Here is a 15,276-nt window from a genome sequence, read left to right as displayed (position 1 = left end):
CTACTTAACGTAGGTCTTTTTTAATGATTTAATTAGGTTTATTAATTTGAAATTATTCTGTAATAACAGGTTGAATCCACATTTGCTTATTTCTAAAATCAATCTTAACTATATTTTCACGAAAAAAATTTGATCCTAGTATCCCATCAGGTTCAAATACATCAGGAAGTGAATCAATTATAATTGCTTCAACTTTAACACTATCTACGTCTGCCATTTCAAGTGCTGTATATCTAAAATTATATTTAGGTATGGTAAGTTTTTTTGAAAAAGGTGAAAGTGATTTTTCTTTTATGATTGACACAGCAGCTCCTGTGTCTAATATCATTTCGTAGTTTCTTATACCATCAAACAAATTTATAACTAAACCATAATTATTTAAATAAAAGGGAATGGAAAACCAATTTTTATTTAAGTCATCAGAAATCTTTATATCATCTGATATTGTTATTTTATTTTCAGGATAATTGATATTTAAAACATAATCTTTAAACAGACCAAGTCCAATCACTGATTTTTCTGCATCAATTCCCTTTTTTTCAGGATTACTCTTATTAAGATCACTTGATATAAATAAGCCCCAACTTTTATATTCAAGGACTTGTACATTGTTAAAAATAAAAGATCCTAATTTTAACTTGTCGACAATAAACGATCTAACCTCTTTAATATCACCTGTTAAATCATTAAATTTTAATTTCTCTGAATTTTCAGTTTTATTCGGAATTTTATTAATTAAAGCCATTGGTAGGTGTAAAGCTGATTTAGATCCCGTGTCCAATATAAATGGAATTTTTTTATCTTGAAAGTCCATTATTACTGAAGGTAAATTATATCCGTTATCAAAAGTTAGATCCCAAGTTACCTCCAGACTTTGCGCAAAACGACTCATAAATAGCATGATTAAAAATAGTATTTTTTTATTCACAGAATCTTCCCTAATGTATTCTCATTCCTAATATATTTTTTCGATTTGATATTATTGATAAATGTTTGTTATTTATCCTTTTTTACATTTGTCATAATAATAGTATCAAGTTTTTATTCAATAATAAAATTTATATATCGTGATTTAGTTGTTTATGTTGCTGGTTATTCAGCATTCTTTACAGCTCTATCACCTGATATTCACGATGATATTATCGCAAGAACAGAGCAAGATATCTAATTAATGATAATTATAAACCTCAGAAATTAAAGCAAAGATCTACTTATGTGGGTCTTTTTTTGACTTAACATGAGCGTTTTTAAAAGATTAATACAGAAATTTATAACTAAATCGAGTTTTGCCACTTTTATAATGACAAATACGATTTAATTCATTACTATTTTTATCTATGTGTTTACTCATATATTAATATATGGATATGGCAATTTTATAACAGGTGACTATGCTTTATTTAATGAATGAACGGCAACAAGAGATTATTTATAAAGTTAATGAACTCAATCAAGTTAGTGTCAATGATTTAGCTGAGCAATTTAATGTTTCTGTTGTGACCATTCGTCATGATCTCAATTTTTTAGAGCAAAACGGTTATTTAAAACGAGAGCATGGTTATGCTGTTGCGGTCGATAGCGACAATCTTGATGCTCGCATGAAAATAAAGTTCCCATTAAAACAAAAGATAGCAGAATATGCGGCTTCGCTAGTCAATAACGATGAACATATCTTTATTGAAGGAGGGAGTACCAACGCCTTATTAGCAAGGCATTTAGCCTACACTCGCCGAATTACTTTAATTACTTCCAGTTATTACATTGCTCAATTACTGAAAAATACCGATTTAAAAGTGATTGTAATTGGAGGAGAATATCAAAAGAAAAGTGAAAGCGTTGTTGGTGAATTAGCTTGCCTTGCGATAAAACATTTACATTTCGACAAAGCGTTTATTGGTATTGACGGTTTTTTACCAACTACAGGTTTTTCAGGACGAAACCAAATGCGTACCGAATTAGTCAATACAATCTTAACCAAACCTTGTGAAAATATTATCATTACCGATTCCTCAAAATTTGGTCAAAAACAACCCTATCAATTAAAGCCGATCGAATCAATCCACCGAGTTATCACCGATCAAGCGATTAATCTTAATGATGAACAATATCTAATAGAAAAAAAAATTATTGTTGATAAAGTTATTTAATTAAGCATAAAAAATTTTAAATAAAAAAATAGCTAGATTTAACTTCAGCTATTCTTTCTCAAATTCATCCTCTATTTCTGGAGAATAATGAAGATTGTTTTTTGGAAAAGATAGGTAATATACTTCCTTTCAGGTTAATTCTATTTTTAACGAGCCTTTTGATTATTTTTTTAATCGCAAAAGCCATATTGGTTTAACTTCTATTAATTCATTAGGGACAAGGTGAAGACAATTATAATTCTGCTATAAAAACTTTTTTGAAGAGAGTAAAACTTTTATATCGAATATAAAATAGTTAAAGATGAAAAAATGACTATATTGATGAATGGCAATAATTGTAATAAAAGTAATTCATATGAAAGGCCAAACAAAGCAGAAAAAGTAGGCGCTTTTAAAAAATTAGCCAAAAGGTTATTTTATGAAGATGATTATGTAATGATTGCAGGATAAAGAGCAAAAGATCTAATTCATGTTTTTAAATAATATATAAACACTGAAAATTACATCAGTTGATTTTTATGAAATACGAAATTTACTATATTGAATTAAATAGATTTTAAATAAGGAATAAAAATGATAATTGTAACTTTAACGTTTAAAAAACCTATGCCTGAAATTTTTGCAAAACTCGATGAGCACAATGTATTTTTAGATGATTTTTTTGCAAAAAATAAATTTCTAGCATCTGGGCTTCTGGAAGATAAATCAGGGGGTATAATTTTAGTAATGAGTGATTCAATTGAAGAAGCACAAAATATTATGAAATCAGATCCTTTTTATATTCATGATTTGGTGAATTTCGACTATACTTTTTTTGCGGCTACTAAACTATCACCTAGTCTACAGCTAAAATAAAACTTTTTGATATTCTTATTTAATAAATTAAAGGATTTCTTTATTTACTTGAGATTTTTAACATATCTCGAGTGAATAATATTGATATTATACACATTGTTGTATATTTCTAATTTCTCTGTTTTTGCCGCCGTAAGTCCCTCTGTGTAGTCTTATTCCTAGGATATAATCATCTATTGCCTAATAAATACTAAAAATCTAATTCAATAAGTGATTTCGCATTCTCTTCCAAATCCCTAATGCCTCCGCATTTAAATATATTTAACGCCTCTTTCTTGTCTCTGTTAACTCGACTTAAACCTCATTAATACAATAGTGGATTAACATCCACTCAATCAGAAACACTTTTTTGGAAAAACGCTAAGTGTGTATTCTAATTTACTTGACCAATACCGATCTGGGATGATCTTGAGCTAAAATAGTTGGCGCGATCAAGATCTCTTTGAGCTTGTTTAGTAAAGGATCATCTCCATCTCGTCTGCTGATAAGTGACAGCAGAACCGTGCAGTTCGTTGTAAGAGGTTTATAGGTGACCTGTGGAAAATTAGGTAGCTGAAGTACTGTAGGTAATACACAGATGCCATGCTGAGCTTGAACAAGTGCTAGGACTGCGATCGGGTCGGATTTTGCGATGACTGTTTGGGGATGAAGACCAATAAGACTTTTCACTACGTCAAGAGCCTCATCGTCACTATTGGCAAATTTGATAAACACTTCTTCCTTGAGGTCTTCAAGTTCAATTACGGATTTGGAAGCAAGTACATGATGAACCGACATACCCAAGACTACAGGCAATTTTGTAAGGTGGTGCACTCGAAGCGTCTGTTGATAGTTGTCAAGAACAGGAGCGAATACAAAGTCAACCTTATCGGTCATAAGCTTTTCATTCTGTTCCCATGGTTCAATTTGTTGTAGCAGTACTTCGACCTCAGGCATGGCGTGTTCGATCCGCGTGAGGGCTGATGTCAAAATACCAGAATGAACTGCGATGGCTGAATAGCCGATCCGTACACGTCCTAATAGCCCCTTGCTAACGCGCCATGCAGTTTCGATCGCGCGCTCAACATGTTCAAGGGCTTGATTTGCCTCTTCAAGGAACACCTTTCCCGCTTCGCTAAGCGTCACACCTCGACGATTACGATTGAGTAAGCGGCATCCTACGGATTCCTCAAGGAGCAGCATTTGCTTGCTCAGTGCTGACTGGACGATGTGCAGACGCTTCGCCGCTCTTCCAAAATGCAGCTCCTCAGCCAGTACGACAAAAGATTTCAGATGGCGGAGTTCCATTATTACCTCTTGGAATTACAGGGGGAACATAATGTCATTGGACATTATAAGTACCGAATTTTTTTATTGTCAATAATAACCGAAACCAAAGAGAGGATCTGCTATGACTAAATCAAAACAGTCTCCGACAAAATATCTACCTTGCATCAATACTACCGAGTCCATAAGCCGACGACGCTTCCTGAGTGCAATGGGGATTGCCGGCGGGGCTCTTGCCGCCAGTCAGTTCGGTTTGCCATTCATCGGAAAGCCAATTAACTCGGCGTTTGCAGCGTCATCAAAAAATGAAGTTCCTTTTTCCGAAAAGCTGCCTCTTCGTATCTATGGCAACGATGCTTATCCGACCTACTTCCGTCGTCCATTACCTTTGGATGCACCACGAGTGCGTTATCCCGGTTTCAAGCCCGGATCGGAAATTCTGCGTAAAGGAACCATTCGACGTGAGGGTGCAATGCCGTTACCCTGCGACATTATGTTTGAGCGCGATCTCGCGATCACACTACGTGATGGTACGGTGATTTGTACTGATGTTTTCCGTCCTGTCGGCGATGCTGTCTATCCGGCAATTCTCGCTTGGAGTCCATATGGCAAAGAGATTGGTGGCCAATGGCTGGACGAAATTACAGAACGTTATGGCGTCAAATTAAGTATGACGTCTGAAATGATGAAATGGGAAGGTCCTGATCCAGCTTACTGGGTCAATGCTGGTTACGCCGTGATCAATCCAGACATTCGTGGTGCCTATCGTTCTGGTGGAAATATTGTCGGCTGGGGTTGGCAGACAGCCGAAGACGGCTGTGACGTAATTGACTGGGTGGCAAGTCAAGGTTGGTCTAATGGTAAAGTAGGTATGGCAGGTAATAGCTGGCTGTGTGTTTCGCAGTGGTTTATCGCAGCAGAACAACCACCGCACTTAGCTGCCATAGCGCCATGGGAGGGTTGCACCGATATTGCCCGCGGTGATTTTCTTCGTGGTGGCATTCCTCGCACTGCATTCCCAGAAGCGCTAATCCAAAGCTTTGGTGGTGAGCACTTTTTGGAAGATATGCCGCGTATGGCTGCGACTGAACAGGATATGACGCCTTACTGGGCAGATAAAGCTGCGCGCCTTGAGCGCATTGAAGTCCCAGCCTATATTGTTGCTAGCTACGATAATGTCGCTCATACATATGGAACGTTTGACGCGTGGCGCAGAATTTCATCCAAAGAGAAATGGCTGCGTGTTCATAATAAGCAAGAGTGGCCGGATTTCTATGATCCCGCTCATCAGGCTGAGCTTAAACGCTTTTTCGATCGATATCTGAAAGGCGAGAAAAATGGATGGGAAGAAACCCCAAAAGTTCGTATCTCGGTTCTCGATCCCGGGCACAAAGATGAGGTTGAACGTATTGTCGAGGCGTTTCCTCCAAATGGTTTTGAGCATATCAAACTGCATATAGTTGACTCCTCTTCACTGTCAACCACGTCATCCAAGAAATCGGGTGTCGTTTCTTACAATGTGAATGGTGGCTCAGCTACATTCTTATTACCGATTGATCATGAGGCGGAGCTTATTGGCTATAGCAAGCTGCGTTTATTTGTCGAAGCCGATGGGGCGAATGACATGGATCTTACTATTTATTTAGAGAAAGTGGATTCTGCGGGACGAGCCATTATTCGCGAGACATATCCTGGTGGCGCTGCACCAACCCGAACGGCAAGTTATCTCAGGGTTTCACATCGAGCTCTAGATCCTGTCCTTTCAACTGAGATAGACCCTATACTTCTTCTACAAGGTGAACAGCGACTTTCACCTAAAGAAGTGGTTCCTGTTGATATAGGCATCTGGCCGTTGGCAATGAAGTTTCATCCAGGTGAACAGTTGAAACTCACAATCTAGCCTTTCCGTAATGATCCTGTCAACTTACCTTTCGGACAGGCGGCGATTGATCTGCCGAAGAACAGCTTTACGTTTGAACCCGGTACAGAGCCAGAGATGATCCATCTGGCAGGCGGTGGACCAGCAACGATGCCAGCATGGGCCAAGTCTCAAGAAGTGATGCCACCGTCCCGTAACAAGGGCGTTCATCATATCCATTTTGGTGCTGAGTGTGATAGTTATCTCCTTGTACCGTTGAAGAAACTTTAAATCGACCAATACTGACGGGCTTTATGCCTAAAAAAGAGGAAATTTTTGATGACTCATATTCTTCGTGAACAATTAATCGGGGCATGGCGCCTTGTAAGCTACATTGAACGACCGAGAGATGGATCTCCGATACGCCAACCTATGACCGATCGCCCCCAAGGATTGATCCTTTACACACCAGATGGCTACATGTCGGCACAACTTTGTGCTCCTGATCGCTCTCATTTTGCATCGGGAGACTGGTTTGTCGCTTCTCCTGAGGAGTTCAAGGCGGAAGCAACTACATATATCGCCTATAGTGGCCCATGGAAACTGGGCGAGGAGGCCGGAACAATTGTTCACGGCATGGATGTGTCGCTTTTCCCAAACTGGTGTGGTCAACGACAGCTTCGCCGAGCACGCATTGAAGGTGACCGTCTCTTTCTGTCTTCAGTAGAACCGGTACGCTCTGGTGGTGTTGAAATTGATGCCACGCTGGAATGGCAAAAGTGCAGTGGACAAATTTAGTATACTATTGACCAAATCCTGCGGTTTGTTACAGATAATTATAGTGGCATAAAAATAAAGTTAAGGAATCTATTTGAAGGATAGCAGAAAAATTTTTTATTTTTCCACATAGAGCTTGAACTCAATTGACTTGATACGCTATAACGTATAGATTGGATTTATTTGTTATAGCGTATATTTTAGTTTTATCTGTTATAGCGGTTATATATGAAGCTCACAGCCAGCAAAATATTAACCAATAAATTTCGCAATTATCGAATTAAAAAAAACTAACCCAAACAGATATAAGTAAACTTATTGGTATTTGGCAAACATTAGTATCTGTTTTCGAAAATGCATCAAACATTAAAAACTAGAAACGTTACTTAAAAATATGGCAAAGCGTACTTAATAACAGTGTAACTTCATCAAGGTTGTGTTTGGCACTAAAGGCAGTAGAACGCAACAAGTCCATATCATCATCCGACAATAAGCACTCACCATCATCAACAATGACTTACACATCACCACCCAACAAAACGGTAAACTCATCAACAAGCCTAATTTTAAATAAGCCATGAGTTACTGGCAGAATCAAACCAGAGCATTAGGTATAACCGACAAAATCTCACCCCATAGTCTGACAGGCATGACTCAATACCAAATCTAACAAGGTTTTATCGAAAAAGAAGTCCTAGCCTTCAGTTCTATGGATTTCGGATATGGTAGGAGGAGGTTTATAAAACTTCTTATAGTTTAATATAAAAGTAAACATTATTTAATAGGTAAATCCATTTCTTTAGTATGAAAAATGACGGAGAAAACTATTGAAATAGGTAATTAAGAACTAACTCTTTAGTTAATTATTTTTTTCTTTTAGAATAAAGCATAGATAGTGTGTTAGATGGTATATAAATGATTACAGGCGAACATAAGAGTCAAATTGATAGTATTTGGGATGCGTTTTGGAGTGCAGGGTTAACTAGCTCTATTGCTGTATTGGAGCAAATGACTTATCTATTTTTTATAAAAATGCTGGACGATAGTCAGCTCAAAAGAGAAGCGAATGCTCAGGTACTAGGTGGAACAATTAAAGATCCTATTTTTAAAAAGGGTGAACTTTGGCAAAATCCAGAGACAAAACAAAAAGTTCCCTATGAAAATTTACGTTGGCACATATTGAAAAATTTTAATGCCACAAAGATGTTTAATATCGTTCGCAATGATGTATTTGTGTTTATCAAAACGCTAGGTACAGCTAAAGATAGCGCTTTTAGTCGCTATATGGTTAATGCCATTTTTATGATTCCTAACGAACGTACTTTATCCAAAATTGTAGATGGTATCGATAATCTTGACATGAATGATAAAGATACTATGGGCGATGTCTACGAATATATTTTAGGGAAAATGGCAGCTAGTGGTACCAATGGCCAATTTCGTACTCCTCGTCATATTATTCGTATGATGGTACAACTAATGAAGCCCACTATTGAGGATAATATTTGTGATCCTGCTATGGGTTCAGCAGGCTTTATTGTTGAGTCAGCTGCGTATATTAGTGAACATTATAAAAAACAGTTAGTCAGAAGAGAAAATGCCGAGCATTATAAAAACACTATGTTCCATGGTTTTGATACCGATCAGACTATGTTACGTATTGGTGCTATGAATATGATGTTGCATGGTGTAGATAATCCGAATATTAACTATCAAGATTCCCTCTCCGAAGATAATCAAGATAAAAATCTTTATTCACTAGTATTAGCTAATCCACCCTTTACAGGTAGCCTTGATTATGAAGTGGTAGATAAAAGCTTATTAACTATTACCAAAACTAAAAAAACCGAACTACTTTTTTTAAGTCTATTTACCCGTATTTTAAAATCAGGTGGGCGTTGTGCTTCTATTGTGCCTGATGGTGTATTATTTGGTAGCAGTAAAGCACATTTAGCCATTCGTAAAGAATTAGTAGATAACCAGCAACTTGAAGCTATTATCTCTATGCCATCGGGCGTATTTAAACCCTATTCAGGCGTATCTACTGCTATTTTGATTTTTACTAAAACTGATGCAGGTGGTACAGATAAAGTTTGGTTCTATGATATGCGTGCTGATGGCTATAGTTTAGATGATAAACGCAGCCCAATAGAAACCAATGATATTCCTGATATTATTACTCGTTATAATAGTTTAGGAAATGAAGCTAAACGTACCCGTAAAGAACAATCTTTTTTTGTACCTAAAGATGAAATAGTGACTAATGGCTATGATTTAACGATTAATAAATATAAAGAAGTGGAACGAGAAAAAATTGAGTATGAAAAACCTGAAACAGTATTAGCTCGTATTAAAGAATTACAGAGTAAAATCGATCAAGCCATTGCTAGCTATGAAGGATTAATTAAAGAATGAATAAGGATAGTTGGGAAATTAAAATGATTGGTGAAGTTTTTGATTTATATATGGGACGAACGCCAAGCCGAAGTAATCCAATGTATTGGGGAGATAATACTGGTTATAAATGGGTTTCTATTTCTGACATAGGAAATGAAAAATATATACAAACAACAAAAGAATTTATTTCCGAGTTAGGTAAAAAGGAATCAAAAATTAAGGTTGTACCTAAAGGTACAGTTATTATGAGTTTTAAACTATCAATTGGAAAGGTTGCTATAACGGCCGAAGATATGTATACCAATGAAGCTATTATGGCATTTCATCCAATTAATTCAAATATTTTTGAAAAAAATTATATATATTATTATTTAAAAGGTTATGATTGGATTGGAAGTAATCGAGCTGTAATGGGAACGACATTAAATAAGTTTTCTATTTCTAACTACAAAATTGTTATCCCTCCTATTGCTATTCAAGAACAAATAGTAAAAGAACTAGATACACTAAGCGATATTATTACCAAAAAGAAAGAGCAACTTGCAGAACTGGATAAGCTTGCTCAAGCTACTTTTTATGATATGTTTGGTGATCCTGTTGAGAATGAGAAACAATGGAAAACTGAAAAATTAGATACTTTATGTACTAAAATAACTGATGGGGAACATTTTCGCCCAGAAACTACTTCGGAAGGTATACCTTTCCTATCAGCAAAAGATATTTTACAAGAGGGCATTTCATTTAAAAATACTTTATTTGTTACACAAGAAACTGCCAAGAAAGCATTGCGAAGGTGTAATCCAGAAAAAAACGACATACTTATTGTTAGTAGAGGAGCAACGGTTGGTCGAATGAATATGGTGAAAACAGATCAAGTTTTTTGTTTATTAGGTAGTGTTATTTTATTAAAATTTAAACCAAACGAGTTATCATCTTATTTTTTATTACAAACACTTAGAAATCCAGATGTTTTAAATAAAATTAGAGGATTATCTAGCTCATCAGCACAACAAGCCTTATATCTAAAAGATTTAAAATTATTATCTATTCCTGTTCCTCCTCTGTTCCTACAAAACCAATTTGCAGAAAAAATAGAAGCCATAGAGCACCAAAAAGAATTGATTAATCAATCAATCACTAATGTACAACTTTTATTTGACTATACGATGGATAAATATTTTAATTAACTAAATTCGTTAGGTGAGAGCCCTATTATGAAAAGGAATTTTGATTTTCTTAGTACTTTATCTGATTTTGCTGTGTTATATAATTATTGTAATGAAGCCGAACTAAATCAAAAAAGCGACCCTAAGCAATCAGCGCTTAATGCAAGGTTTGCCTTAGAATATACAGTTAAAATCATCTATATCCTACATAATTGGGTAATCCCTAAACGTAGTAGTCTGTTTGAATTAGTAGATAATGAAGACTTTCGTCGTTTCATTAATGATAATGAGTTAATGGTTGCTTTGCATTATATTCGCCGAGCGGGTAATAATGCTGCCCATTTAGAAAAGGTTACGGCTAAAGAGTCTTTATTTGCTCTATTAAATCTGCATAGTTTTGTTAGTGCCGTATTAGTAAAACTAGGTGAAGTCACTAATGTAGCGACGTTTGATCAAACATTACTTACGGAAAATAAAAACAGTACTAGTAAAACATCGGCAACCATTGAAGAGCCCCAAAAAAAGGTTATCAATAAATACCGTGAACAAATAACAGTACACGATACGCTTAATGCTAAAAATCCCCAATATTTTGACGAAGCGGAAACACGAAGTATCTATATTGACCAACAATTACGTGAAGCGGGTTGGGAAGTTTTAGCAAAGAAAAACACTATAACGCCTAGTAAAGCCTGTATTGAAATTATTGTAGAGGGTATGCCAAGCAATTCAGGTGAAGGCCGTATAGATTATGTGTTATTTGGTCGTAACCGTGTTCCTTTAGCCTTAATTGAAGCCAAAAAGACTAGTAAGAACGTGTCTGTAGGTAAGCATCAAGCCACGCTTTATGCAGATTGTTTAGAAAAAAAATATGGTGTTCGCCCTGTTATTTATTGTTGTAATGGTTATGAAACCCATCTGATAGACGGCTTAGGTTATCCCTCTAGATTAGTGTTTGGTTTTCACACTATTGATGAGTTAGAACTACTTATTCAACGTAAAGAGCGTAAGGATATAACCGATCTAACAATCAAAAATGAAATTACCAATAGAGCTTACCAAAAACAGGCGATTACTGTGGTATGTGAACATTTTAACAAAAAGCATCGCCGTGCTTTATTAGTTATGGCTACAGGGACAGGTAAAACGCGAGTAGCTATTTCACTGGTTGAGTTGCTAAATCGTAATGACTGGATTAAAAATGTACTTTTTTTAGCTGATCGTACTGCACTCGTTGAACAAGCTCATAAAAATTTTACTAAGCTTTTACCCTCTGTAACTACCTGTATTTTATCTGACCATACTAATAAAAAACGCGACCTTAATGCACGTATTATGTTTTCTACTTACCATACAATGATTAACCATATAGATAGTGATGCTAAACCGTTATCTATTGGGCGATTTGATTTAATAATTGTCGATGAGGCACATCGTTCTATTTTTGGGCGCTTTGGAGCCATCTTCGATTATTTTGATTCGTTGTTGTTAGGTTTAACCGCTACCCCTAGGGAAGATATAGATCGCAGTACTTATCAAATTTTTGAAGCTGAGCAAGGTATTCCCAATTTTAGTTATGAATTAGAAGAAGCTATTGCTGATAAATACCTAGTCCCTTATAAAGGCTTTAAAAGGCAATCTAAGCATTTGCGACAAGGCATAAAGTACAATGATTTAAGCCAAGACGAAAAAGATCAGCTAGAAAAAGTATGGGATTACGAAACCACTATTCACGATATAGTTGATGAAGACTATAAACGCGATATTGCTAATAGAGAAATGTTTAAGTATATCTTTAATGACAATACCATTGATAAAGTATTGCAAGATTTAATGAGTAATGGCTTAAAGGTACAAAGCGGTGAGCGTATTGGTAAAACCATAATCTTTGCTTACAATCACAAACATGCCCAACAAATAGTTGAACGTTTTGAAAAATTGTACCCACAATACGGTGCTGAGTTTTGTGTATTAATTGATTATTCTGTTAATTATGCACAGGATCTGATTGAACGTTTTGAAGTGAGAGATAAAGAACCACAAATAGCCATATCTGTGGATATGCTGGATACAGGTATTGATATTCCTGATTTATTAAATTTAGTCTTTTTTAAAGAAGTAAAATCCAAGATTAAATTTATGCAGATGATTGGCCGCGGAACCCGGCTATCCCCTGATATCTTTGGCAAAGGTGCAGATAAAGAAGAGTTTTATATTTTTGATTATTGCCAAAACTTTGATTTTTTTAGTCTTAATCCACAGGGTGCAGATGCAAAAGCGACACAATCGCTGACAGATAGAATTTTTTGTTTAAAATCTGAAATTGCTTTTGAATTGCAATCCACTAAATATCAAGAGGATGAATATGCAAGGCAACTGCATGATGCATTAAAAAACGAATTGAAAGAGCAGATTGAAACACTTAATCCAAATCATATTAATGTAAGAAAAAACCGTTTATATGTTGATAAGTTTAGGTTAGCTGATAGCTGGCAGTGTCTTTCTCTGTTAGAACTTAATGAGTTAAAAACCCATATTGCTCCTATATTAAACCCTACCCAAGAAGATGAAAGTGCCAAGAAATTTGATTTATTACTATTTAATATTCAACTGAGTTTATTAAATAAATCTAAAAAAGCAAGTAAAAGCCAGAAGAGTGTTGTTAATTTAGTACAAGCACTCTATGAGAAAGGTACTATTAAAGAGATAAAAGAGAAAATAGCAATTATTAAAGAGGTATTAACGGATAGCTTCTGGCAAACACTAGAACTGGATAAACTTGAGCACGTGCGCGTTGAGTTACGTGATTTAATTAAGCATTTAAAAGATGATGCTAATGGTCAAACATTTAATGTAGATATTGAAGACTTTATTGAATATAAAGGTGAAACTGAACGCTTATTTTCCGTTAAAACTTATAAACAACGTGTTATTGATTATTTAATTGAAAACTCTTGGAATCCTGTTATTAAAAAAATACGTTATCTTGAACCTATCAGTTATGCTGATATTGTTGAACTTGAAAAAGTATTATGGAATGAACTTGGAACAAGAGAGGAATATAATAAATTTACTTTTAATACCCTAGCGGGTGGTAATGTAGCTGTCTTTATACGCTCTATTGTCGGTCTGGACAGACAAACCGCTGAAAAACGTTTTAGCCAATTTTTATCCTATCATCAGCTTAATTCACAACAGCAAGAGTATTTAAAAACCATTATAAATTATGTGAATGAAAATGGCGATATCACTACTGATGTATTGATCAATGAGTCACCTTTTGACAGCTATGACTGGCAGGAAGTGTTTGGTGATAATGTAGCATTTATTCCACAATATATTAATACTATTCATAGTGTAATTATTGCTAATTGATTAAGTTGTTATAAAAAAGAATGTATTCAGAGGAGAAGTATTATTCTTGTATTAAAATAAATTTGTTTTTATTCTAAAAATGTAATCAATTAGCTATAACTCATAATCTAGCCAAGGTAGAGTCTAGAATACTTCCTCATATTTTTTGCCTTGTTCAGGATTAATAGATATTACATATTTTATCAAGCTTTCTAAATGATTTCTAAAACCAATTACAGATTGAAACCTCCATTTTTATCGTGCTCAGGTATGTCTGATTTTTGAGCATAGTATAAATGTATTTTTATAGTATCCTAGACATCTCTAGGAATGGCAGTTTCGTGTTCATTTATTATTAGACCCGTCACTATTTTGATTCTTAATAATATTTATACGTTAAAAAAATTCCCATAAAATCCCGTTCGACGTTCAAATATAGAACTTATTTTGAGTAAAATAATATTATTTTCAAAGTTAAACCTAAATTTTAAGTGTCTCAAATTATTTATTGGGTAACTATTTTAGCTTTTCTTTGTTGAGTTTGTTAAATACATTGATAAAGTTGAACCAATCAAACCCATTAGGAGTTTTTGATATGCCAATTGGAAACACCAAGAAAAGCCATAATATTGTGGTGCAAGGAACACCTGTTACGATTATAAACAATCATGAGCAAGATTATATTTCACTGACTGATATGGTAAAAAACTTTGAGGGTGGTAGTGCTTTATTGAGCAATGGCTGAAAAATAAAGACACAGTACTATTTTTAGGTGTATGGGAAAAAATTAATAACTCCTGTTTTAATTCCCTCGAATTCGAGGGAATTAAAAATGAAGCAGGTCGAAACAGTTTCTACCCCTCTGCTAAGAAATGGAGTGATCTCACTGGAGCTATTGGCCTACAAGCCAAGGCAGGTCGTTACGGTGGCACTTATGCCCATAAAGATATTGCTTTTGAGTTCGGATCATGGCTCAGATCTGAATTCAAGCTCTATCTAATTAAATAATTTCAAAGATTTAAAGATGAATATGCCAAAGCAATGTCACTGGAATGGAATTTCCAACGTACTTTGGCAAAGGTCAACTAACGCATACATACAGATGCCATTAAAGAACACTTGATTCCGATATAATTAACAAATGCACAGACAGGGAAAGTGTAAGCCAGTAAAGCAGACTTACTGAATATGGCTTTGTTTGGTATGACAGCAGCACAATGGCGACAAGCCAATCCTGATCAAAAAGGAAACATACGTGATGTTGCTACATTAGAGCAATTGGTCGTTTTATCTAATCTGGAAAGTATTAACTCAGTCTTAATTCATCTAGGTATAAGTGCTTGCGAACGCTTGATACAACTTAATGGTATTGCGATTAATCAAATGCAATCTTTGGTCAATATTTCTGAAACGAAGAATCTTATTATTCAGTTAGTAGTATATAAACGATAATACA

The 15,276-nt window shown here is 35.1% G+C and carries 10 protein-coding genes and 1 pseudogene; 9 read left to right on the top strand and 2 right to left on the bottom strand.

The window, feature by feature from the left end; translation table 11 throughout:
* Nucleotides 1–52: 52 nt before the first annotated feature.
* Nucleotides 53–928: an aspartyl protease family protein gene (locus H3S73_RS02910; protein ID WP_198228748.1), complete on the bottom strand. Its 876-nt coding sequence runs from the start codon at nucleotides 926–928 to the stop codon at nucleotides 53–55.
* Nucleotides 929–1,403: 475 nt separating this feature from the next.
* Here H3S73_RS02910 and H3S73_RS02905 point away from each other — a divergent pair, with 475 nt between their 5' ends.
* The 3 genes from H3S73_RS02905 to H3S73_RS02895 all read left to right on the top strand — a co-directional run bounded on the left by H3S73_RS02905 (nucleotide 1,404) and on the right by H3S73_RS02895 (nucleotide 3,002).
* The gene (locus H3S73_RS02905; RefSeq protein WP_198235684.1) at nucleotides 1,404–2,147 is read left to right on the top strand and encodes a DNA-binding transcriptional regulator YciT; all 744 of its coding nucleotides are present in this window, start codon (nucleotides 1,404–1,406) and stop codon (nucleotides 2,145–2,147) included.
* A 309-nt stretch (nucleotides 2,148–2,456) separates the two neighbouring features.
* Nucleotides 2,457–2,597, top strand: coding sequence for a hypothetical protein (locus H3S73_RS02900; RefSeq protein WP_198235536.1), 141 nt, complete (start codon nucleotides 2,457–2,459; stop codon nucleotides 2,595–2,597).
* A gap of 123 nt (nucleotides 2,598–2,720) precedes the next feature.
* Nucleotides 2,721–3,002 (top strand): YciI family protein, encoded by a 282-nt coding sequence (locus H3S73_RS02895; RefSeq protein ID WP_198235535.1) that lies wholly within the window; start codon nucleotides 2,721–2,723, stop codon nucleotides 3,000–3,002.
* A 378-nt stretch (nucleotides 3,003–3,380) separates the two neighbouring features.
* Here the strand turns inward: H3S73_RS02895 and H3S73_RS02890 are convergent, their stop codons facing one another.
* The gene (locus H3S73_RS02890) at nucleotides 3,381–4,289 is read right to left on the bottom strand and encodes a LysR family transcriptional regulator (protein ID WP_198235534.1); all 909 of its coding nucleotides are present in this window, start codon (nucleotides 4,287–4,289) and stop codon (nucleotides 3,381–3,383) included.
* 103 nt (nucleotides 4,290–4,392) lie between these two features.
* On the opposite strand from H3S73_RS02890, the gene H3S73_RS02885 reads away from it, so the two are divergent.
* From H3S73_RS02885 to H3S73_RS13965, 6 genes and pseudogenes are all read left to right on the top strand, one after another.
* On the top strand, nucleotides 4,393–6,168 hold the full coding sequence (locus H3S73_RS02885) for a CocE/NonD family hydrolase (protein WP_198235533.1): 1,776 nt from the start codon (nucleotides 4,393–4,395) through the stop codon (nucleotides 6,166–6,168).
* A 297-nt stretch (nucleotides 6,169–6,465) separates the two neighbouring features.
* Nucleotides 6,466–6,924, top strand: coding sequence for a lipocalin-like domain-containing protein (locus tag H3S73_RS02880; RefSeq protein WP_198235532.1), 459 nt, complete (start codon nucleotides 6,466–6,468; stop codon nucleotides 6,922–6,924).
* Between the two features lie 894 nt (nucleotides 6,925–7,818).
* Nucleotides 7,819–9,318, top strand: a complete 1,500-nt coding sequence (locus tag H3S73_RS02875) for a class I SAM-dependent DNA methyltransferase (RefSeq protein ID WP_198235531.1) — start codon at nucleotides 7,819–7,821, stop codon at nucleotides 9,316–9,318.
* Complete coding sequence (locus H3S73_RS02870; RefSeq protein WP_198235530.1) at nucleotides 9,315–10,487, top strand: restriction endonuclease subunit S; 1,173 nt, start codon at nucleotides 9,315–9,317, stop codon at nucleotides 10,485–10,487. Before H3S73_RS02875 ends, H3S73_RS02870 begins: the two co-directional genes overlap by 4 nt.
* 27 nt (nucleotides 10,488–10,514) lie before the next feature.
* A complete protein-coding gene (locus H3S73_RS02865; RefSeq protein ID WP_198235529.1) occupies nucleotides 10,515–13,841 on the top strand; it encodes a DEAD/DEAH box helicase family protein in 3,327 nt (1,108 codons plus the stop codon).
* A gap of 574 nt (nucleotides 13,842–14,415) precedes the next feature.
* A pseudogene (locus H3S73_RS13965) lies at nucleotides 14,416–15,272 on the top strand (KilA-N domain-containing protein).
* Nucleotides 15,273–15,276: the final 4 nt, after the last annotated feature.

This window comes from Gilliamella sp. B14384G12 (genome assembly GCF_016101825.1).
Taxonomy (GTDB): domain Bacteria; phylum Pseudomonadota; class Gammaproteobacteria; order Enterobacterales; family Orbaceae; genus Gilliamella; species Gilliamella apicola_N.
This window is presented reverse-complemented; position numbering and strand designations above follow the sequence as displayed.